The 21,710-nt window shown below is 64.6% G+C and carries 19 protein-coding genes and 1 pseudogene; 7 read left to right on the plus strand and 13 right to left on the minus strand.

From position 1 onward, the window contains the following. Positions 1-10: 10 nt before the first annotated feature. A complete protein-coding gene (locus tag GGR46_RS19820) occupies positions 11-277 on the minus strand; it encodes a hypothetical protein (protein ID WP_183999721.1) in 267 nt (88 codons plus the stop codon). A gap of 320 nt (positions 278-597) precedes the next feature. Here GGR46_RS19820 and GGR46_RS19825 point away from each other — a divergent pair, with 320 nt between their 5' ends. Beyond that, complete coding sequence (locus GGR46_RS19825; RefSeq protein ID WP_183999722.1) at positions 598-936, plus strand: DHCW motif cupin fold protein; 339 nt, start codon at positions 598-600, stop codon at positions 934-936. 37 nt (positions 937-973) lie between these two features. Here GGR46_RS19825 and GGR46_RS19830 read toward each other — a convergent pair whose 3' ends face one another. The 10 genes from GGR46_RS19830 to GGR46_RS19880 form a co-directional block, all read right to left on the minus strand. Next, positions 974-1,828: a class I SAM-dependent methyltransferase gene (locus tag GGR46_RS19830; protein ID WP_183999723.1), complete on the minus strand. Its 855-nt coding sequence runs from the start codon at positions 1,826-1,828 to the stop codon at positions 974-976. 73 nt (positions 1,829-1,901) lie between these two features. Beyond that, positions 1,902-2,657 (minus strand): methyltransferase domain-containing protein, encoded by a 756-nt coding sequence (locus tag GGR46_RS19835; RefSeq protein WP_183999724.1) that lies wholly within the window; start codon positions 2,655-2,657, stop codon positions 1,902-1,904. Beyond that, a complete protein-coding gene (locus GGR46_RS19840) occupies positions 2,657-3,649 on the minus strand; it encodes an iron-containing redox enzyme family protein (RefSeq protein WP_183999725.1) in 993 nt (330 codons plus the stop codon). Before GGR46_RS19840 ends, GGR46_RS19835 begins: the two co-directional genes overlap by 1 nt. 76 nt (positions 3,650-3,725) lie before the next feature. Continuing rightward, the gene (locus GGR46_RS19845; RefSeq protein WP_183999726.1) at positions 3,726-3,911 is read right to left on the minus strand and encodes an HU family DNA-binding protein; all 186 of its coding nucleotides are present in this window, start codon (positions 3,909-3,911) and stop codon (positions 3,726-3,728) included. A gap of 755 nt (positions 3,912-4,666) precedes the next feature. Further along, the gene (locus tag GGR46_RS19850) at positions 4,667-5,038 is read right to left on the minus strand and encodes a hypothetical protein (RefSeq protein ID WP_183999727.1); all 372 of its coding nucleotides are present in this window, start codon (positions 5,036-5,038) and stop codon (positions 4,667-4,669) included. A 928-nt stretch (positions 5,039-5,966) separates the two neighbouring features. After that, positions 5,967-7,067 (minus strand): copper resistance protein B, encoded by a 1,101-nt coding sequence (locus tag GGR46_RS19860; protein ID WP_183999729.1) that lies wholly within the window; start codon positions 7,065-7,067, stop codon positions 5,967-5,969. Continuing rightward, the gene (locus GGR46_RS19865; protein WP_183999730.1) at positions 7,064-8,986 is read right to left on the minus strand and encodes a copper resistance system multicopper oxidase; all 1,923 of its coding nucleotides are present in this window, start codon (positions 8,984-8,986) and stop codon (positions 7,064-7,066) included. Before GGR46_RS19865 ends, GGR46_RS19860 begins: the two co-directional genes overlap by 4 nt. Before the next feature lie 152 nt (positions 8,987-9,138). Next, positions 9,139-9,705: a sigma-70 family RNA polymerase sigma factor gene (locus tag GGR46_RS19870; RefSeq protein WP_183999731.1), complete on the minus strand. Its 567-nt coding sequence runs from the start codon at positions 9,703-9,705 to the stop codon at positions 9,139-9,141. Next, entirely contained in the window at positions 9,702-10,142 is a 441-nt protein-coding gene (locus GGR46_RS19875; RefSeq protein WP_183999732.1) for a periplasmic heavy metal sensor, read from the minus strand. Before GGR46_RS19875 ends, GGR46_RS19870 begins: the two co-directional genes overlap by 4 nt. Then, positions 10,139-10,408: a hypothetical protein gene (locus GGR46_RS19880; RefSeq protein ID WP_183999733.1), complete on the minus strand. Its 270-nt coding sequence runs from the start codon at positions 10,406-10,408 to the stop codon at positions 10,139-10,141. Before GGR46_RS19880 ends, GGR46_RS19875 begins: the two co-directional genes overlap by 4 nt. Before the next feature lie 174 nt (positions 10,409-10,582). On the opposite strand from GGR46_RS19880, the gene copC reads away from it, so the two are divergent. The 5 genes from copC to GGR46_RS19905 all read left to right on the plus strand — a co-directional run bounded on the left by copC (position 10,583) and on the right by GGR46_RS19905 (position 16,285). After that, on the plus strand, positions 10,583-10,954 hold the full coding sequence (gene copC / locus GGR46_RS19885; RefSeq protein ID WP_183999734.1) for a copper homeostasis periplasmic binding protein CopC: 372 nt from the start codon (positions 10,583-10,585) through the stop codon (positions 10,952-10,954). A gap of 1 nt (position 10,955) precedes the next feature. Continuing rightward, entirely contained in the window at positions 10,956-11,870 is a 915-nt protein-coding gene (gene copD / locus GGR46_RS19890) for a copper homeostasis membrane protein CopD (RefSeq protein ID WP_183999735.1), read from the plus strand. A 284-nt stretch (positions 11,871-12,154) separates the two neighbouring features. After that, a complete protein-coding gene (locus GGR46_RS19895; protein ID WP_183999736.1) occupies positions 12,155-14,857 on the plus strand; it encodes a TonB-dependent receptor domain-containing protein in 2,703 nt (900 codons plus the stop codon). A 4-nt stretch (positions 14,858-14,861) separates the two neighbouring features. Continuing rightward, positions 14,862-15,572, plus strand: coding sequence for a PepSY domain-containing protein (locus tag GGR46_RS19900; RefSeq protein WP_183999737.1), 711 nt, complete (start codon positions 14,862-14,864; stop codon positions 15,570-15,572). After that, positions 15,569-16,285 (plus strand): PepSY domain-containing protein, encoded by a 717-nt coding sequence (locus GGR46_RS19905; RefSeq protein WP_184000116.1) that lies wholly within the window; start codon positions 15,569-15,571, stop codon positions 16,283-16,285. Before GGR46_RS19900 ends, GGR46_RS19905 begins: the two co-directional genes overlap by 4 nt. A gap of 6 nt (positions 16,286-16,291) precedes the next feature. On the opposite strand, the gene hutC is transcribed toward GGR46_RS19905, so the two are convergent. Both hutC and GGR46_RS25940 read right to left on the minus strand, forming a co-directional pair. Next, positions 16,292-17,002 (minus strand): histidine utilization transcriptional repressor HutC, encoded by a 711-nt coding sequence (hutC, locus tag GGR46_RS19910; RefSeq protein ID WP_343058261.1) that lies wholly within the window; start codon positions 17,000-17,002, stop codon positions 16,292-16,294. Between the two features lie 834 nt (positions 17,003-17,836). Further along, positions 17,837-18,021 (minus strand): annotated as a pseudogene (locus GGR46_RS25940) (N-acetyltransferase); the annotation flags it as partial. 364 nt (positions 18,022-18,385) lie between these two features. On the opposite strand from GGR46_RS25940, the gene GGR46_RS19915 reads away from it, so the two are divergent. Further along, positions 18,386-21,685 carry a PAS domain S-box protein gene (locus GGR46_RS19915; RefSeq protein WP_183999739.1) on the plus strand — a complete coding sequence of 1,100 codons (3,300 nt, stop codon included), beginning with the start codon at positions 18,386-18,388 and terminating at the stop codon, positions 21,683-21,685. Positions 21,686-21,710: the final 25 nt, after the last annotated feature.

The raw sequence follows: 21,710 nt of genomic DNA on the forward strand, positions 1-21,710 counted from the left end.
CCGGGTCAGGCTATTGCGCGCATTTGGGATTGACGGCGCAGCGCGGCGCGGCGGCGCATTTGGCTGCCGCGGCGGTGACCGCGCAGCGGGCCGCGGTGGCCGCGCAGCGGGCCGCGGCGGCGGCGCATTTGGCCTCGGCGGCGCGCGCGGCGCATTTGGCCGCTGCGGCCGCGCACTTCGCGGCATTGGCGGCGCATTTCGCCGCGTTGGCGGCACATTTGGCTGCGGTGTCTGCAGCGGCCTGGTGAACGGCCAGGTGCTTCACATCGTTGGTCATCGTTTTCGCTCCTCAAAGCCTTGAACGGCATCGACACAATGGAAGAATGGGCAGATCGACATTCGTGAATGGGCGCTCGGCGAACCCGTGCCGAATGCCTGCGAGACCTTGCTCGACATTCCATGCCAAAAACGAAACTGTTGAGTGCGGCGCGATCTACCGGACGAAACAAGTCGTGATTCGGTGGCGACCTTATTATTCGAGATTGATACTTAAGTCCTCTGGAGTCAACGCCAGGACAGACTGTATTTAATCTCCATTTTGGAGCATGTTTACATGTGCGTCATTGGTGAAGGTTAAGCGGAAAGGCGAGCGCGATCATGGGGCTTGAAATAGGTGTCGTGCCCTTCACTTTGGTCAATTGGGCCGAGATTCCGGTCGAGCGGCATCCAGGCGAAACCGGCCATGCCGACTGGCGCGTGCGCATGTTCGGTGGGGTCCGGGTCCGGATGGTCGATTATAGTCCGGGCTATCTAGCCGATCACTGGTGCGATCGCGGGCACATCCTGCTCGTCCTGTCGGGCGAAATGGAGACCGAACTCGCTGATGGTCGCCGGGTCTCGATGCGTGCGGGCATGAGCTATCAGGTGTCCGACTTCGGCGACGCCGCGCATCGTTCGTCCTCGCATGCGGGCGCCCGGTTGTTCATCGTCGATTGATATCCGCGTCCCTTGTGCGCCGAACGAGGTGCGCCGATCAGCCGATGCCGTGCCGGTCGAGCCAGGCGGCCATGGCTTCCGGCGTGTCGCGTATGCCCAGGCCGATCGCCGCTTCCATCGGCCCTGGCCCGAGGCGCTCCGTCCGCCGCCCGAGCGCGAAGGTGCTGCCTGGTCGGGTGGGACCGGACAGGGGCGCGTCGGTGATGAATTGCGGCGTCCAGCCATGGCGCAGCATCGCCAGCGCCAGCGAATTCGCGGTCAGCAAGCGGCGATGATTATGCCCGATCGCGCCGAGATATTCGGCCTGGCCGAGCCCATGCGCCTCGAGGAGCAGGAGGGAGTCTTCCGCCCCGGCCTTGTGGCATTGGGCGAGCACCCGGGCGATGTCGTGGACATGTTCGAGCGAGCCGGCGATCAGGATCAGGTCGAACGCGCCCGGGGCGAGCCTCATTTCCTCCGCGTCCATGGTCTGGACCGTCAGGCCGAGCGCGTCGCGGGCATGTGCCGCGGCGAGGCTGTCGGGATCGACCCCCACGACATTCCAGCCGCGCCGGCGAAATGCATGCATCATCCCGCCGGCGCCGCAGCCCAGGTCGAGCATCCGGCCGGGGCGCGGCAGTATCTGGGCGAGGCTCTCCAGCAATGCCTCGCCCCGCGCGATCTGGTCCTCGACATGGCTGTCGAATGGCTGCTGCTCCTGGGCCAGGAGGTGCCGATAGACCTGGCCGTAATAGGCGCGATAGAATTGGGGCGCGAAGCGTGGCGATTGGAACAGCAGGCCGCAATGCGCGCAGCAGCGGATCTCGAAAGCCGCGTCGATCGTCGCGGTGACCCGCGTCCGTCGGCGCAGAATTGGCGCGTCATCGCCTCCGCAAAGCTCGCACGACGGCAAGTGGGTCGGAACTTCAAATCCCTCCAACCCAAGCAACTCAAGATACCCGCGGAGTTCCAGCACCAGCACGGGGTCAGCGGATTGCAAGGAAGCCCTCGAAACACACGTATTTGAAAACCGTCATGATGTCGACGAACCCGGCGCGTTCGAGCAGGCTGCGATTGCCTTCGGTCGAGAAGGGTTCGAGCACACCCTTGAGGCTGCGGCTCTTGGCGAGGATCTCCTCCGCCGTGTAGCCGTGCTCGAGCTTCATCTCAGTGTAGAGCCCCGCCGCGATGTCCTGAAAGCGCGCATCGGGGCCGCGTACCTTCTCGAACAGCAGCAGCGCACCTCCCCAGTTTAGCGTCTCGTAGAGCCGATTGATCAGTTCCTGCCGTCGCCGCGGGGAGATGAACTGAACCGTGTAATAGGCGATGATCAGGTCGGCGCGTTCGAACGGATAGTCGCAGATGTCGGCTTCGACGAATTCTACCGTTCTGCGCCCTGTGTCGGGACCGTTGGCGGTGGCCGACTTGAAGGCGGTCTGGGCCTCGCGCACCATCTCGGCCTCACAGTCGATCCCGATCCACCGCACGCCAGGCGGGTGGCGCGCGGCGAGCCGGGTCAGGAGCCTGCCGGTCGATGTGCCCAGATCATAGCAGGTCGATTGCGAGGATACGAAATAGTCGCTGATCCTCGCGATCAGCTCATGGCAATCGTCGTAATAGGGAATCGAGCGCTGGGCGTGGGCCACGAATTTGCCGGGCACGTCCCCGCCGAAATTCCACCGCGCCGGCTCCATCGCGATATTGTCGCCGCACACTGCGCCATGCGCTTCGCCCTGTGCCATCAGATCGCTCGCATCGGCATCGGTTGGCGCGGCAGATAAGCGCCGTCCTGTCCGCCATAATAATGACGGATCTCCAGCCCCTGGAGGTCGAAGCCGTGCTTGAGGTCGTGGAGTCGATCGACCACCAGGTCGAGTACGGCCTCGTCCTCGATGTCGAAGCAGGCGAGATTATCCGCGAACAGCCGGTGGTGGCCGAGCCGCGCGTCGATCTCCTGATGCTTGAAATAGGGCCCGAGCGCGCCTGGGGCGAGATCGAAGTGACGTTCGATCTCATGCTGGAACTCAAGCGTCCTTTCGTCGGGGATGGCTTGGGCCTCGACCATCGCTGCCATCAGTAACACTGCGACAGGGGCGGCCGCGAACAGGTCGCGCATCAGGAAACCGATCATCCGGGTGGAAATCAGCGGGTGACTGGCTTCCACCTCGGCCCGGGACAGCCCCAGGTTTTCCAGCGTCTCGAGCACGAAGCGCTCGTGCCCCCGTTCCTCGGCGACGTATCGCAGAAGCAACTGGCGTAACGGCCCTTCGGGCGCCCGTGCCGCAGCCTCGGCGATCGCTTCCGGAAAGTCTCGGACATAGTGATAGGTTTCGAGCAACCAGCCGAGGAGGACCGTGCGCGGCATCGCCTCGTCGAGCAGAGCATTTGCAATAAAGTCGCGGGCCAGTTCAGCGCCCCACAGTTCTACAGCACGGGTCAGCCGCTCGATCACATCGCCGCGACGCGGGCCGATTGCGCCTATGCTGTCGAGGGCCGCCAGCATCGCGCTGACTTGTTCGGGATGCGTGCCACTGCGTTCGGCGATCCGGGCTACGTTGTTGTGCGGGGTGCAATGTGGACGAACGCGGAGAAAGGCGAGCGCCTGACCGGTTTCGACCTCGAAGCACCCGTCGGGTGTCTCGACATAGGCAAGGGGTTCTTCCGGTGTGATCTGCCAGATATTCTCGCGCAGTAGCGGATAGTCCGGCGTCGGCATGGGATCCGTGTAGGCCATGGTGCCTCCAGCTTCGATCAGCGGAGCGAGCACGCCGCGATGGCGCTGGCTCGCCCTTCAGTCGCCCACGAAGGTCTCAACCGCACATGAAGATGGTGCGCCGCTTGTCAGCCGGGACGGAGCGCCCCTCGGTCTCACGAAACACGAGCACGCCGGTAGGCGCGTCCCGCAGCGCGCCCAACACCGCATCGACGGCACGCTCGGCATGGGTATGGTCGAGGCCCTTCTTCGTCGCAGCAGCGACAAGATCCTTCTTGGTCATCGCACTTCTCCTTCCGGTAGAATGATCTCGAATGGCATCGGCATGCGGCATCATTTCCGGCAGGCCGGTGCTATTGATGTTGCGACCAAGTGATCTGTGCCTGGAACGTTGGAGATTTAGATCAGGCTGTCGCCGTTATTATCGATCAAAAATAGATCGAAAGTATATTGAAATTTGATCCATTCAGGAGGCAATCAAACGACGACGGGTCGAGCTTCTCTTTCGTTTGAGGCGCCTGAGGTGTCCCGTGGGCGTATGCCGGTGGCGGCGTCCTATCTCGATAGATATGATCGGCCCTACAATACGCTGATGATCCCCCAAATCGGCAACGCCCGCTTCCTCTGGCCGGCGCTTGGGCGCGAAGCGATCGGCTTCGGGCACATCGATCTCGGGCCAATCAGCGCCGCGAGTCGGCGATCAGGGGCGCTTCGGCATGGCCACGGACATGAACCGGTTGCGCCGGGGCAAGCAAGCCTTTGCGTGATTGAAGTGGGGGCAGGGAGGAATGCGCATAGGAAGCAGGCGGTGCTTCGCTCGGCGTGAATTCGGGATGTTGCTCTCCGCCTCGGCAAGATCAATCGGGCTCGTTGAAGGCGACGAACAGACCCAGGGGCAGGACCCCATTGATGTGATCGGCTCGATCCGATTCACCCTCGCCTTCCGCCCACATTGCTTGGGGACTGGGTAGACGCTCTCGCACACAACCTCTACGCCGGATTCGCCCGCGCACACTGCGCAAGCTGCGCCGGCGGAATTCAGCCGATGAAGCCTTCCAGCACGAGGGGTACACCCGCCGTCAGCGGCTGCGTTTGCTGACTCGAATTGTCCCACCAGGTGACCTCGACCGAGCCCTCGAAACCCGAGGCGGTGATCGTCGGAATCGTGACCGGAGCGACTCCAACGCTGATCGCCGCGCTGAAGCCTGACTGCATCGGCGCCGTGATCGCTATCTCTCCCGGATACACATTGATCCCCAGAATGCCGTTCGGGAGCGGAGCGAAGCCCGCACCGCTGAAGGTGAAGTTCGCGTCCTGCGACATCACGAAATTCGCTGCCTCGACTTCGATCGACAATTGCGTCTCGGTGACGGTGGCATCGTTGAAGTTGATGTTGATGATCGAGCTCATGACGCTCCCTCCAATTCGCGCTGCGTCGCCGATCTCGCCTGGCCCTGTATCCCATGCAAGTTCCGTTGCGGCCGCTCCGACCCGCACCAGCGCCGGCGTGCGGGCTGCCCCGGAGGTATCGGAAATTCACGATATCGAGCACGCTACTTAGCAGCCCAGAATCATAATGCCGCTCGGCAAAGCGGCCAGACACTTCAGCGATGACAGCTACGCGCTCGAGAAACTGTCAAAGCTCGATCCGGATAGCGATGTCGATCCTAGTCCCGGCCGATTCAATGTTCTATCTTCGTTCTGCTCTATCGGGAGTCCGGGATTTGAAAGGTTCGACCGTAAACAGCTGGGTGAGATCTACGCCGAACGACTCGGCATGGGTGACGGTTGATGGCGCAGGACAGCTGCCCCGGAGAAGCGGGGCGATGACGCACACTGCCAGGCCGCTGCGCTGGCCGGACAGGGTGCGGCGCCTGATCGCGGCCCCGCGGGCGCTCGCGCTCTGCGGCCGGGCGGCGCGCCCGGCGACAGAGGCTAGCGGGCTTGTAGGTGCCGAACACGGTCTCCCAGAGCAGTACTATCAGCCCGCCAACCGCATGAGCGATCATCGATCCGCGCATACTGTCGGCATCGATCTGGCCGGTCTTCACCAACTGCCGCCGCCTGGGCGTTGGCTTGCAGGGCCCGCATGCCTGCCTGGCATGCCGTGGACGCGAGCAGTGGGGCGCAGAATGTCTTGTTCGAAATCGCCATCGTTCTGTCCTCCCGTCGCCGCTTGATCGGCGTTGGGCGGGTTGACGCAGCGCGCAGACGGCCCCCGGGGGCCTCGCCCGAAAATATTCTCCGCGCCGCTCGTCACCGGCGCTACGCCGGATTCCTTGCTTCTCTGATGGCGCAGCTATGCGCGGTCGCCGAGACTCCGGACCAACTCCCGTCGTCAGAAACCGAAGCGAATGCCGGCAACGAAGCCGAGCGATGCGGGCTTCTCGCCGTCGGCGCGGGCATAGTCCGCGGTGCGGCCGGACTTCGCCTCCCAGTTCAGCCCGACATAGGGGGCCAGGCGCCTGGTGATCTCGTATCGCGCGCGAAGTCCCAACTCGACGTCGGTGAGGCCCGAGCCGATCCGTTGCGACGGCATATCCTGTGCGGACAGGTTCACTTCAAGCCGCGGCTGAAGGATCAGCCGCTGGGTGATGCGCTGGTCATAATAGCCTTCGAGACGGCCGAGCACGTCACCCTGGGGCGAGAGGAATACCGCGCCTTCGATCTCGAACTGATAGGGCGCGAGCCCTTCGAACCCTAAGGTCGCATAGGTTCGGTTCGGCGTCGGCTTGAAGTCGTGGCGTACACCCACCTGAAGGTTCCAATAGGGATCGATCGCCCGGCTGTAGAGCGCCTGGACCTCTGCACCTTCGACGCCTTCGCCGAACCGGCCTTCACCTTCGCTCTTCACCGTCAGGCGGTTGATGTCGCCGCCGAACCAGCCTTCGCCATCCCAGCGAAAGCCCTCGCGCCCGTCTCGCACCTGGACTTCGGCAAGGTTGAACATGGCCGTGCCGAAGGACTGGCCGCCCATCTCCTTCATGCCGGCATGGCGTGTCCGCGCCATCTCGTCCGCGGGGAAGAATCGGTCCCCATAATAGTCTGTCGGCACCGGCGGCGCGGGGGCGTCCCCGGCGGGCAGGGCGGTACCGGTCTCGGGCATCGCGCCCGCATCCTGGCCCATTTCCATCCCGCTATGCATCGCGTGCGGATCCGCGGCGGCGCCGCTTTCCGTCGGGGCGGGCTTGTCCTCGGCCGTCGTCGGTGCGCCCATGTCCGTGCCGGGCATCATATGGCCGCTATGGTCCTCGGCCGCCGGCTTGGGCGGTACGGGCTTCGGCTTCGCGGGCGCCGGCTTGGCAGCCTGGGGCTTGCGCTTGGGCTGCTTCGGCTTCGCCATGCCGGGCATGTCGTGCATCGAGTGGTCCTGCGCGGAGGCGGGCAGGCTGAGCGCCAGCGCGGTGCCGGCGGCGAGAAGCGCGGCGACCCGGGTCATGCCGCCGCTCCCTTCGGACGGACGCTGATGGTTCGCATCATCCCCGACATCATGTGGTAGAGCAGGTGGCAGTGGAACGCCCAGTCGCCGACGGCATCGGCGGTGAAGTCCCAGGTCACCTTGCCGCCCGGCTGCACGATCACGGTGTGCTTGCGCGGCGCATGGTCGCCATGCCCCGTCACCAGCTCGAAGAAATGGCCGTGGATATGGATCGGATGGGCCATCATCGTATCGTTGATCAGGTTGATCCGGACACGCTCGCCTTCGATGAACGGATATGGGTCCATCGTGTCCGACATCTTCACGCCGTCGAACGCCCACATGAAGCGGTCCATGTTGCCGGTGAGATGGATGTCGAGGCTGCGCGAAGGCGCACGGACATCGGGATTGCGCTCCCGTGCCATCAGGTCCTTGTAGACCAGCACCCGGTGGCCGACATCCTCCAGGCCCTGGCCCGGCTCGCCGGTGCGATCCATCGGCATCGCCGAGATCGTCTGCACGCCCGGGCCCTTCCTGACCTCGGGGGCGTAGGAGAGGTCGCGCATCTTCATCCCGCCCATGTCCATGCTGCCATGTCCGGGCGAGGTCGACATCGCCGAATGGTCCATCTTGCCATGGCCGATCCCCGGCATCGCTGCGGTGGCGGCACCGAGGAGAGCCGAGGCGTTCTTCTCGATGGTGGGGTCGACGCCGCGCGACATGGGCATCGCCATGCCAGGCTTGGCGCTGTCGGCCATGCCGCTCATACCACTCATCCCGGCATGGCCGGTTTGATCGCCGCCTCCGCCCATGTCCATCGAGGACATGTCCATGCCCATGTCCTTCATCGTCGCCAGCGGGCGCTTGCGCAGCGGCGGGACCTCTGCCTTCATGCCCGGGCGCGGCGCCAGCGTGGCGCGGGCCATGCCCGAGCGATCGACCGCTTCGCCGACCAGCGTGAACGCCTTATCCTCGGTCGGCTCGACGATCACGTCATAGGTCTCGGCGACGCCGATCTGGAACTCGTCGACCTCGACTGGCTTCACATTCTGGCCGTCGGCCTGGACGATGGTTAGCTTGAGGCCCGGGATGCGCACGTTGAACGTCGTCATTGCCGCGGCATTGACGAAGCGCAGCCGGACGCGCTCGCCCGGTTTGAACAGCGCGGTCCAGTTGTCGAACGGACCATGTCCGTTGACGAGATAGGTATAGGCCGCGCCGGTCACGTCCGAGATGTCCGCCGGGTCCATCCGCATCTTGCCCCAGTCCATCCGGTCCCTGAGCGACTGGTCGCGCCCGGCGAGCAGACCGGCCAGGGTCTGGCGCTGGTAATTGTAATAGCCCGGCACCGTCTTGAGGTTGCGCAGGATCGCCTCGGGGCTGGTCCGGCTGTGGTCGCCGAACATGATCACGTGCTCGCGGTCATGCGTAACCGCGTCCGGTGCCGCGGGATCGATGATGATCGGGCCATAGAGGCCGAGCTGCTCCTGCCCGCCCGAATGGCTGTGGTACCAGTAGGTGCCGTTCTGGATGATCGGGAACTCATAGACAAAGGTCGAGCGCGGCTTGATTCCGGGGAAGGAAACACCGGGCACGCCGTCGAACTGCATCGGCACGAGCAGGCCGTGCCAATGGATCGAGCTGTCCTCGTCGAGCGCGTTCTCGACATGCAGCACGACCTTCTGGCCTTCGCGCAACCGGAGCAGCGGCGCCGGGATCGTACCGTTGACCCCGACCGCCCGCGAGCGCCTGCCATCGATCGTGATGACCTGTCGCGCGATCCGCAGGTTGATGTGCTCGCCGGCAAGCGTCGGCATGTCCGGGGTCAGGCCCGCGGAGGTACTTTGTGCCCATGCGGGCATCCAGTTGGCGAGCGCGAGCCCGCCCATGCCGACCCCGGCTCCGCGCAACAATGACCGCCGATCCATCGAAATACTCATCTTGGCCCCTGTGATGGGATGTTCTCTGCAATGGCTACGCAGCCTAGGCGCCGACCCCTCAAGGAATTTCCGCGAATGGCTCCGTGCTTCGCGGCAGGATGCCAGAGCCAGGCGCGGCGGCGGGAATAGGTTGGCAGGCCCGGTTGCGAGGTTCAGCGACCGAGGTGCTCATGCAGCTGGATCCGGGCGCGGCGCAGTCGTGTCTCGACTGCCTTCTCGCTGATGCCGAGGATCTCGGCTGCCTCGCTTTGGCTGAGCCCTTCGACCGTGTGGAGCAGGAGCGGTTCGCGCAGCGAGGCGGACAGCGTCGAGATCGCGCGGCGCAGGCGTGCAAGCTCCTGCCGATCCTCGGCGGCGACGGCCTGGTCGGGCCGGTCGTCGGCGATCAGTTCGGCTGCATCGTCGATGTCGCGGGCGAAGGTGAAGAATTGCCGAACCTTGCGACGGCGTGCCCAGTCCCGGCACTTGTTGAGCGCAATCGCCGAAAGCCAACTGCGCATCGGCCGCGCGGGATCGTAGCGGCGCAGCGCACGGTGGGCGGAGACGAGTGTCTCCTGGGTCAGGTCCAGCGCTTCGTCGGGATCCGGGACGCTGCCGTTGATCAGCCGGAAAAGTGGCGTCCGGTACCGGCGGACGATCTCCGCATAGGCACCATCGGATCCCGCCAACGACATGGTGGCGAGGTCGCTGTCCGGGAAAGTGCTGTAGTCAGGTCTCACCGGCCATCGGCGGTGAGAGAATGGACCACCGCTCTATCGAACTTGGCCTGCTGGTCCGGACGCAGGATCGCGCGCATCGCGAAGATATGTGCGAGCGTTTCCTTCTGCAGCTCGCCCATCGCCTGGTGCGACGAGTCGACCGCAGCGGTGACGCGCGGGCCGATCGCACGCTCGGCCTGGATCGCTTCGGCCAGCCGGGCATTGTCCGTCCGAAGCTCGAACTCGAGCGCGCGCCTGCGCACTGCGAACCGCTCCTCGAGCGCGTCCAGCTGTGCCTTCTGCTGCGCGTCGAGTTGCAGGTCGTGATGCAGCACTTCGTGCAGCTCCGATCCCTGGGTGTGCTGGGGCAAGAAAGTCCGGCCCACCCATACGCCCGCGATGGCGGCGACGAAGGCAATGATGGCGATGAATGCACCGAGCCTTGCGGACCTCGTCATTCGGTCACCAGCAGCGTCGACGGCGCAAGCGGTGCGGCGGCGCCGAAGGGTGCGAGAGGCGACGCGGAGGCGGGCGGTGCGGTTGGACCGGCAGCAAGGGTGCCGAGTGCGATCGCGCCGACGCCGGCGAGCGCCGCCATGCGGATACCGGCGCGGGCTTCGCGCCGCGACTTCACGCCGGCAAGGACAGAATCCTCAAGGCCTTCCAGGCCGGGATGGCTGGCCGTTCCCAGCCGGCGCAGTGCTTCGTCAATGTCGCTGTGCATGGCCTGTTTCACTTTCCCTTGATCGGATACGCACGGAAACGCGCGTGCCCTCAAAATATCTTAGATCCGCCTGGCGGGTACTCCTAGCCCGCCACCGCCCGATCATGTGAGGGGTGATCCGGGCCGCTGCGTATTCAGGCTGTCGGCGCGTTGCCGGCTCATGGAGTTTCGAAAATGCGATTTGGTTATCTCGTTGCCGGCGCCGCGCTCATGATCGCGGCACCCGCTCTGGCGCACGTGAAGCTCGTGTCCTCGACTCCCGCGGCCAACGCGGTCGTCGCCGCGCCTTCGAAGCTGCAACTGGTTTTCTCCGAGCCGGTCGTCGCCAAGTTCTCGGGCGTCGATCTCGAAATGACCGAAATGCCCGGCATGAAGATGACGTCGCCGCACAAGATGCAGGTGTCGGTCTCGGTCGCCGGCGACGGCAAGACGATGGTCGTCGCCCTCGCCAAGCCGCTGCCCCGCGGTGCCTACAAGCTCGTCTGGCACGCCGTGGCGAGTGATACCCACCGCGTCGAGGGCAGTCTCAGCTTCAAGGTGAAGTAAGATGGGGCCGCTCGACGTTGCCGTCAGGTTCGGCCTCTACCTGGACCTTGCGGTGACGTTTGGCGTGCCATTCCTTGCCTTGCTGGCCCCCGGCATTCGCGGTGCGCTCCCCTTGGGTCGCATAGCCCTGGCCACCGCGATTACCGGCCTTGTCCTGTCCATGTGCGGACTGATGGCTCTTGCCGCCTCAATGACGGGCGAGCCGATATCAGAGATCGACTACGAGACGCTTGCGATGATCCTGGCGATGCCGGTCGGAATGGCCTGGATCGTCCGGATGGTGGGCCTGGCGGCGGTGGCCTTCGCCGCAACTGCGCTCCGCAGGCAGCCGGCGGCGTTCCTGGCGATCGCTTCCGCCGGTGGCGCAGTCGCTCTCTCGACTCTCGCGTGGAATGGCCATGGGGCGATGGATGAGGCGATGACGGGCTGGGTCCATCTCGGTGCCGACATCGCCCATCTCATCGCCGCGGGCGCCTGGACCGGTGCGATCGCCTGCCTGCTGGCGCTGGTCCTTCGCCCTGCCGACGCTTTCGACGCACCTGCGCTTCGCGCGACGCACCGAGCGCTGCACGGTTTCGGCGTGATCGGTACCATCATCGTGGCTGTCATCCTGGTCACCGGACTGATCAACAGCTGGTTGCTGGTAGGCCCCGCCAATGTCGCTGCGCTCTTCACCACGCTCTATGGCCAGCTGCTGCTCGCCAAGCTTGCACTGTTCGCAGCGATGCTCGGCTTTGCCGCCGCGAATCGCTATCGGCTCACCCCCGCGCTCGCCGATCGGATCGAGACGGGAGATCACCTGGCCGCGCTCGTCGGCCTTCGGACCAGCCTCGCGCTGGAGGCAGGCTGCGTGCTGCTCGTCCTCGCGCTCGTTGCGTGGCTTGGCACGCTCGAACCCGTCGCGTCGATGCGCTGACCGCGCCCGCGCGCCACCTTCCCCGGCCCTCGCGTGACGGCTCCAATCCCGAACTGGCGGACTGCACGCGGCGCGTGCACCCGGGATCGGGGGCAAGCCATTTCCCGGCAATTCCGGGCTGGCGAATTTTCATGAGGGGTGAGGACTTGGGCTGCGTATTAGAACGGGGATGCATCTCCTATGAATCATATTAAGTTATTGAAATTATTTCATAAAATATGTTGACCTGTATATACAATTGATGCTTCTTCCCGCCCCAGGGCTACAAATTGCCGGGGGACGCGATGAAACTCTCGACCATACTTCTCGCCGCCACTTTCCTCTCCACCGCCGCGCCGGCCTTTGGGCAGACCGCCGACGTGCCACCCGCCGATCAGGCCGGTGCGCAGGACGAGAATGGAAACGAGATCCTCGTAACCGGCAGCCGCATCCGCCGGCAGGACATTGCAGGCGTCGGGCCGGCGACGGTCGTCTCGGCCGAGCAGATCGAGAACACCGGTATCGTCAATGTCGAGACGCTGCTGCAGCGCCTTCCCGCCAATGCGGGCTTCGCGGGCAATCAGAGCTCGGCCTATTGGACCGGTAACGGTTATGGCACCGCGCAGGTCAATCTGCGCGGCCTCGGCATCAAGCGCACCCTGGTGCTGCTCAACAATCGCCGCCTGGTCGCAGGTGGTACCGGTGCCAACTCCTCGCCTGATCTCAACATGATCCCCGTCGCCGCCCTGGCACGCACCGACGTGCTCAAGGACGGCGCTTCGGCGATCTACGGCGCCGATGCCATGGCCGGCGTCGTCAACCTGGTGACGCGCACCGACTTTAACGGCATCGGGATCAGCGCGCGCAGCGGCATCACCGAGCGCGGGGATGGGGGCGACTATACGGTCGACCTGCTGCTTGGTAAGCGCGGCAGCCGCGGCGGCATCCTGATCGCGGCGACCTATCAGAAGACTGAGCCGGTCAACATGGCGAGCCGCGCACCATGCTCGCTTGCCGAGACGACGCCGGGTTCGCTGAGCTGCGTCAACAGCGCCTCGACCATCGGCGGCCGCGCCGCGCTGCCGAACGGCCAGCAGATCAACTTCAACCAGGTGCCTGGTGGCAACGGCAATTTCTACGAGCCCTACAGCGCAGCGAAGCACAACTTCAATTCGAATCCGTTCCTCTATGCGGTCAGCCCGATCGAGCGCATCACGACCGCAGTGTTCGGCGACTATGATCTGAGCGATCGGGTCGAGCTGTTCGGCGAGTTCCTCTACACGCGGCGCAACTCCAACCAGATCGCAACGCCGGGCACGCTGCGCAACCTCGCCATCTCGGCCAGCAACCCGACCAATCCGACCGGGCAGAACCTCGTCCTGATCCAGCGCCGGCTTGCCGAGCCCGGGCCGCGCGAGTTCTTCCAGCGCACCAATACCTGGCAGGGCACACTCGGCCTGCGCGGCAAGCTCGCCAACGACTGGGCCTGGGAAGTCGCAGGCGCCTATGGCCGCAACACCGCGGTCGATGGTTCTACCAACATCGCCAATCTGCAGCGGGTCGCCAACTCGCTCGACACCACCAAGTGCAGCTTCGCGGCAAGCGCCGCCATTCCCTGCGCGGACTATCTCGGCTTTGGCGATCTGACGCCCAAGGTTCTCGACTATATCCTCTTCACCTCACGCGACAGGGGCGGCAACTCGCTCCTGTCGGTGACCGGCGACCTGAACGGCTCGCTGTTCCGCCTGCCGGCAGGCGCGGTCTCCTTTGCGACCGGCGTGTCCTATCGCGAGGAGAAGGGCTGGCGAAACCCCGATCCGCTCACCGTTGCCGGTATCGCCAATACCAACCAGCAATCGCCTATCTCGGGCCGGACCCGCGCCAAGGAAGCGTATCTCGAGCTGTCGGTTCCGGTGCTCGCCAACACGCCCTTCTTCCGCGCGCTGACGCTGGATGGCGCAGTCCGCTATTCGAGCTACGACCTTTTCGGCGACGACTGGAACTACAAGCTCAGCGCCGACTGGATGATCGTCGATGGCGTCCGGTTGCGCGGCACCTATGGCACCGGCTTCCGCGTGCCCAATGTCCCTGAATTGTTCGGCGGCGTCTCCGAGGGCAATCTCACCACCACCGATCCGTGCAGCCGCTATTCGGCCAGCACGAACGCGACGCTGGTGGCCAATTGCCGCGCCTCGGGCGTGCCGGCGGGCTATGTCCAGCTCGGCACGACCATCCTGACGACGGTCGGCGGGAACCAGAACCTCAAGGCCGAGACTTCGAAGAGCTGGACGCTCGGAACGGTTCTCCAGCCCAAGGGCATCGTCCCGGGCCTGTCGCTCACCGCCGACTGGTTCGACATCGACATCACCGGCGCCATCCGTGCCATTCCCGGCTCGACCAAGCTCTCGGGCTGTTATGCCAGCGCCAACCTGTCGCACCCCTTCTGCAAGGACTTCACCCGCAGCGCGCTGACCGGCGAAGTCACCTATCTCTCCGCCCAGCCGATCAACACCGGCCGCGAACAGATGAGCGGCCTCGATCTCGGGCTGGTCTATGCCCATAAGCTCGGCCGCCTCGGGCTGCAGGTCGATCTCAATGCGACCTATCTCGATCGCTATGTCGTCGAGCCTTTCCCGGGCGGCGCTCCGATCATCTTCGACGGCCGTATCGGCGGCGGCAATGGCGGGTATCCGAAGTGGCGCGGCTATGGCGTCGCCACCGCCAGCCAGGACGGCGTGTCCTTTACCTGGTCGACGCAGTGGATCGGCAAGGCGCAGGACTTCAACGCAGCACCGACCGCGATCGGCTACCGCGCGCCGGCCATTTTCTATCACAATGCCCAGCTCGCCTTCGAAGTGACCGCGAAGACCCGCTTTCAGATCGGCGTCGACAATCTGTTCGACACCAAGGCGCCCTATATCGCCAGCTTCACCGACGGGAACACCGACACGATGACGTACGACCTGCTCGGACGGCGCTTCTATGTCGGCTTCCGCACGGCGTTCTGAGGCGATGCGGAAGATCCGATGGCCGCAGCTGGTGCGGCGGATCCACAAATGGCTCGCACTGCTGATCGGGCTCCAGGTTGTCTTCTGGACCGCGACCGGCTTCTACATGGTGGTCGTCCATATCGACACCATCCATGGCGACCATCTCGTCCGCCCGGTCGCGGCGCCCAGCGTCGCGCTCGTCGGGCTGACCCCGCCATCCGCCGCAGCTTCGGCGGTGCCCGGCGCGAGCGAAGTACGGCTCATTTCCCGCCTCGGCCAGCCCGCATGGCGGGTGCAGGGCGAAGACGGCGTGGCGGTCTTCGATGCCAGGACCGGCGGGCGGCTCGGCGAGTTGAGCGAGGCGGAGGCCCGGGCGGCGGCGAAGGCGCGCTTCACCGGTGATGCCGAGATCGTCAGCGCGGTCCGGCTCACCAGGCCGGTCCAGGAAATGGGCAAGCGCAAGCCGCCCTATTGGCAGGTTGAGTTCGCCGGCTGGAACCGGCCGACGCTCTACATCGCGCCCCAGACCGGCGAATTGCTCGCCCGGCGGCACCAGCTGTGGCGGGTCTTCGACTTCGCCTGGATGCTGCACATCATGGATTATCGCGACCGCTCGGACGTCAACAATCCCCTGTTGCGCGTCGCCACCTGGACTGCGCTCGCCATGGCACTGACCGGCGCTTGGCTGCTCGTCTGGGCTTTTCCCCGTCGCAAGAAGCGAAAGTCGGTCTGATGCGCCTGCGAATCTCCCAATTGCTGTTTCGCCGCATCCACAAATGGGTGGGCCTGGTCCTCGGCATCCAGTTCATTCTCTGGGCACTCAGCGGATCGATGATGGCGCTGCTCGATGCCGATGCGGTCGGCGGCCATGACGGGCCGGCGATGCATGTCATGGCGGTGGCGACCGACGGCCTGATCGACCCCGCGCGTGCTGCCGGCCAGACCGCGGTCAGTGGCCTGGTCCTGCGCGACCTCGCCGGAACCCCGGTATACGAGCTGACGACCGGCTCGGGCGTTCGTCTGGTCGATGCCCGCACCGGGGCGCCGGTACGGATCGACAACGCCCTGGCAACACAGATCGCCGGACACGTCGCGAATGCGCCGGCCCTGCGCGCGACCTTGCTGGAGCGGCCCAATCTGGAGGCCCGGGAGCATGTCGCACCGATGTGGCGGATCGACTTCAAGGATGCCGAGAATTCGAGCGTCTATGTGTCTGCGACGACCGGGCGGCATCTCGTCACCCGCGGCGACACCTGGCGCACCTGGGACTTCTTCTGGATGCTCCACAACATGGACTATTTCAGCCGGACCAGCTTCAATCATCCGCTGATCATCCTCGTCGCGTTCGGTGTGCTCTGGCTGTCGGGAACCGGCTTCTACTTGTTGTTCAAGAGCTTCCGGAAGTCGGACTTCCGCTGGCTGCGCCGGCGCAAGCCGGTAGCCTGACCGCGCTCAGTCGAGCTTGACCTCGAAGGTCGCAGTCAGCGCGTAGCGGCTCGCCGGATGGGTGAGGGTGGCGTGCGAGACGAGCCGATCGCCGCTCCAGGTCCGGCGGTCCATCACCAGTACCGGGTCCAGTTCCTGCATGCCGAGCAGCGCGCGGACCTCCGGATCGGGAAGCGCCGCGGTCACGCGGTGCTCGACCCGGGCGATCGGAGCGATCCGGGTGAGATACTCGTTCGGCGTCTGCTGGTGGAAGTCCGTCTCACCATAGCCGGGCGCCGCGGAGGCCAATACCAGTCGATCCTCGAGTTGGATCGGGAAGTCCGCCTCATGGTGGACGATGATGCTGTGGAACAGCCGGACCCCGACGCGGACGTCGAGCAGTGTAGCCTGCTTGGCGTCCGCCTTGATCGCATCGTTCCTGAGCACGCGGGAACGATAGGCATGACCGCGCGCGCGGATCTCGTCCGCGATGTTGCGGATCTCGATCATGTGCCCGATCGGCTTGGCGTCGGCGATGAAGGTCCCTGCGCCGGAACGGCGCGTCAGCAGGCCCGCATCGGTGAGCTCGCGCAGCGCCCGGTTCGCGGTCATCCGCGACACGCCGAACTGCTCGACGATCTCGGCTTCGGACTGCACCCGGTCGCCGGGTTTTAGCATTCCCGAGCGGATCGAAGCGACGATCGATCGCTTGATCTCGCGGTAACGCGGCTCCGTCACGCTACCTGCCAACGCGTTTGAACTGCCTGAATTCGAGGCAAATAGGTCGCTGTCGCTCATCGAAGCTGTATATAAGGCTTTGTGCCGGGCACGCCATGCCGCCTCTCCGAAATGGTGGTTTCTGAAGGCGAGGTTGGCAGGCCCTGTCCTTGAAGCCGAAGGCGATCTGCTTTCAAGTGTTCTCATATAGCCTGCGGGTCCGTGTCGCTTTTTTGGTCCTGATACGAGCCTGTCGTCATCCCCCGGGGCTGTCACCGGAATATGGAGCGGGGCTGAGGACGCACATTGCCGGGCCGCTGCGCTTGCCCGGACAGGGTGCGGCGCCTGATCGCGGCCCCGCGGGCGCTCGCGCTCTGCGGCCGGGCGGCGCGCTCGGCGACAAGTGCCGCCTTTAGGCGCGAAGCCCGACCCTGCGCCGCCGATCCGGCCGCGTCGCGGGGGAGCCCGTTCCCGGTTGGTCGGCGGCGGGCCGCCGACGATGAAGCGGACGCCGCTCGCGCGCCGACCGATTCTGATAGGAGGCGCCCGGCCGGTTCGTGTCGGCCGGGCGTCACATCGCCGTGGATGGCCGATGCGGTGCAAATCGGCGATCGCACGGATGAACCGACGCCGTGCGCCCGATGGTCTGGCGCTCCGCTGCCCCATAGAGGCGCGCGCCTCAGCGCCTAGCGGCGGCGAAATCTTTCCAATGTCTCGGCATGCTCCTGCTCGGCCTGGGGCCAGCTGGAATAGCGGCGGCAATAGCGATCCGCCGGATCATCGCCTGTCTCGATCACGTCGGTCTCAAGACAATTCCGGATGCTCCGCATTGAAGCCTGGATCGAAGCCGATAAACAACTGCGACGCCATTCGCGAGGCTTGAAGATGCTTCTTCACTCCCATCAGAGGCACGCGCATTGTCCTCCCATTGGGACGGCCAGCGAAGCCGCCATGCAGGCGCCACAGGAGGTTGATGAGCCTAGCCGGCCATCGAGACCCTTCAGCATTTCGTTTGAGTCGGGGAGGGGCATCATGAAGGCAGGGCGTCGCGCATAGGCACAGCGATACCCAAATCTCGTTCCGATCGCGTGTCCGCGATCCTGAAGGTGATGGGCCGGGCGAATAAACTTGCCCGGAGCAATGGGTAGAATTCCCCGGACCATTGAACACCCGTGCACCACTAACTGGTAATATGCTGGTGATATTCTGCCGGTGCGCGGTCACGTGAAACTGATATCGCCAATACAGGCAGCCGAAATATCGAGATATAGCGCCTAGTATCAGCGCGGCGTGTCGCGACGTACACTTGCAGAATTCTGTCGCTGGATTTAATTAGTTCTATCGATCCGAGTGCGGCGCTGGGCCGGTCGCGACCGAAGCGCCGCGGTTGCGTAGAGAGGGATTATGGCTGTCGAGGCCGAAACATCCATTCGTGCGCCGATAGCACTGAGCTTTTCGGCAAATCTTGCGATCGCGCTGGTCCTGTTCCTGCTTGGAAGCGGATCGATATTGGCTTTCCATTCGCATGATCCCGCGCTGCACACCGTACTCGATACCAGCGTGGCATTGACCGGCGCGCTGATAGCGTTGCTGTTATGGGAGGTCAGCCGGCGCGGCGATGAAAGCTGGCCCCTGTTCCTGACCATCTCCTTCGCAACGCTTGCAGTTGGCGAACTGGTCCATGTTGTCGCGGTCCTCGGCTGGCTTGGCGGCGGGACGACCGCGGATGTCCGGCTACGGGCGGGGACCTGGGGGCCGCCGGCGCACCTCCTGGTGATCGGGGTTGGAGCTTCGCTGCTGCTGAGACGGCGGCCTCGCCGGGTAGTGCTACCCTTCGCGGCGGCGCTCCTATTGCTATCGATCGCGCTTGTGGCCGTCTTCCTCACGGTCCCGCGCTACAGCGAGCCGGGCCTTCTCGGTATCACGCGTCCTACTTTGATATCGGTGCCTTTGCTCTGGAGTGCCGTCGCCTACGGATATTGGAAATGCCGTCGCGAGTCCGAAATCGCGCGGGCGATTGCACCGACGGCAATCTTCCTCATCATAGCCCATTGCGCCATTCTCTATTCGCGTGCGCCCAGCGATTCCTTTGCCATGGTCGCGCATCTGGGGAAGTTCGTCGGGGAGGCGCTGCTCCTCTTCAATCTCACCCAGATCGGTGCGGCGGACACGGCGCGGCGCCGCGAAGCCGAGCGTGCGTTGATGGCGCTGAACCAGGAACTCGACGCACGCGTCGCAGAACGGACTGCGGCAGAGCGGCGGAGCCAGGACCTGATCGAGGCGATCATCACGAACAGCCCCGCTGTAATCTATGTCAAGGATCTTGCCGGCTCCTATCTGATGGTCAACCAGCGCTATGCCGACATCTTCGGCGTCGACCGGGAGGCCATGGTCGGCAGGACCGACTACGATCTGTTCGAGCGGGCGGAGGCGGACATCTTCCGTGCGATGGATGCCCGTGTTGCGAAGGTTGGCAGGCCGCTGACAGAGGAAGAGATGGCCTCGGTCGATGGGGAGGCGCGCATTTTCCTCTCGGTCAAGTCGCCCCTTCGGGACCAGGCTGGGCAGATCTATGCGGTGTTCGGCATCTCGACGGACATCACCGAGCATCGGCGTGCCGAGAGCGCACTGGGAGAGAGTGAGCGACGCAATCAACTGGTCGTCGAATCTGCGCTCGACGGGGTGGTGACGATCGATGGTGCTGGCGTGATCACCGCCTGGAATCCGCAAGCGGAGAGGACGTTCGGCTGGGCGGAAGCCGAAGTGCTCGGGCGGTCTGTTGACGAGATACTGATGCCCGAACGTTATCGGCCGGCGCATCGCGCCGGGATGGAGCGCTATCTGTCTACTGGAGAAGCGCATGTGCTGGGCCAGCGTATCGAGCTCGAAGGACTGCACCGCAATGGCCAGGAATTTCCGGTAGAGCTGGCGATCACGCCGATCCGGATGGGTGAGGCAACTACCTTCACCGCCTTTGTACGCGACATCACCGACCGCAAGATTGCTGGCGCGAGGCTCCAGTCGCAGCTCGACCGCCTCCACCTGCTCGAACAGATCACCCGTGCGGTCGGGCAGCGTCAGGATGTCCATAGCATCTTCCAGGTCGTGGTGCGGACGCTGGAGGACCGGCTTCCCGCCGATTTTGCCTGTATCTGCCGTTATGACCGTGTGAGTCACGGCCTCACGGTTGCGCATGTTGGCGTCGGTAGCGCTCCACTAGGCGAGGAACTCGGCATTACCGAGAACGCTTCGATCTCGCTTGATGGCAATGGCCTGTCGCGCTGTGTTGCCGGTGAATTGGTCTATGAGCCTGACATTGCCGAGGTCAGATTTGCCTTCCCGTCCCGGCTCGCGGCGCGGGGACTGCGCTCGCTGGTGGTCGCGCCCCTGCAATTCGAGAGCGAGGTGTTTGGCGTACTGGTCGTGTCGCGGTGCGATGCCGGGGCCTTTTCAAGCGGCGATTGCGAGTTCCTGCGGCAATTGGCCGAACATGTCGGGCTCGCGGCACACCAGGCACAGCTGCGCGACAGCCTTCAGCAGGCTTATGACGATCTCAAGCACACCCAGCAGGCGGTGATCGAGCAGGAGCGGTTGCGAGCGATCGGGCAGATGGCGAGCGGTATCGCGCATGATATCAACAATGCGATCTCGCCAATCTCGATCTATACCCAGTCGCTCGTCGAGCGGAACCTGGAGGTCCCTTCCGAGGTACGCGATTATCTCGAGCTTGTCGGACGCGTCATCAAGGATGTGGCGGCGACGGTTGCGCGGATGCGCGATTTCTATCGTCCCGACGCCGATACCGAACTCGAACCGCTCGACTTGAACACGCTGATACCGCAGATCGTCGAACTGACCCGCGCGCGTTGGAGCGACATGCCGCAGCAACGCGGAGCCGTCGTCACAGTCTCAACCCAGCTTGAGGCTGATCTGCCGCGCATCATGGGCAATGCAGCCGAGCTGCGCGAAGCGATGACCAATCTAATCTTCAACGCCGTCGATGCGATGCCCGAGGGCGGGGCGATCACCGTTCGCACCGAGACGCGCCCGGCGGCTCCGGGTAGCAAGCCGCGCGTCCGGCTCGAGGTTGGCGATACCGGAGCCGGCATGGACCAAGAAACGCGCGAGCGCTGCCTCGAACCCTTTTTCACGACCAAAGGTGAGCGTGGGACGGGCCTTGGCCTAGCGATGGTCAAAGGTGCCGCGCAGCGGCACAAGGCAGTGCTTGATATCGATAGCGCGCCGGGCACGGGCACACGGATGCGGCTCGAATTCGCCACAGTGGGCAAGATTCGCCCGGCAAAACCGCAATCGGCCATGCGCAATGGAGAGCGAACATTTCGGCTGCTGCTGGTCGATGATGACCCTGCTGTGCTCCGCTCGACGCAAACGGTGCTCGAGATCCGAGGGCACGCGATCACCGCTGCCGATGGCGGACAAGCAGGCATTGATGCGCTGCGTGTGGCCCGGGACAAGGGGGAACGATTCGATCTCGTGGTCACCGATCTCGGTATGCCCTATGTCGATGGCAACCAGGTCTCGCAGGCCGTTAAGGAGCTGTTCCCGGAAACACCGGTGGTACTGCTCACAGGCTGGGGGCGTCGCATGCCGACAGGTGGGGACGCTCCGGCGCATGTCGATTTCGTCCTGCCCAAGCCGCTCGATCTCGATGAGCTGCGTGAGATATTCGACCGACTCCCCTGAACCTTCGTTGCCAATGCACGCGGGC

The organism is Sphingomonas kyeonggiensis (assembly GCF_014196745.1).
Classification (GTDB): domain Bacteria; phylum Pseudomonadota; class Alphaproteobacteria; order Sphingomonadales; family Sphingomonadaceae; genus Sphingomonas; species Sphingomonas kyeonggiensis.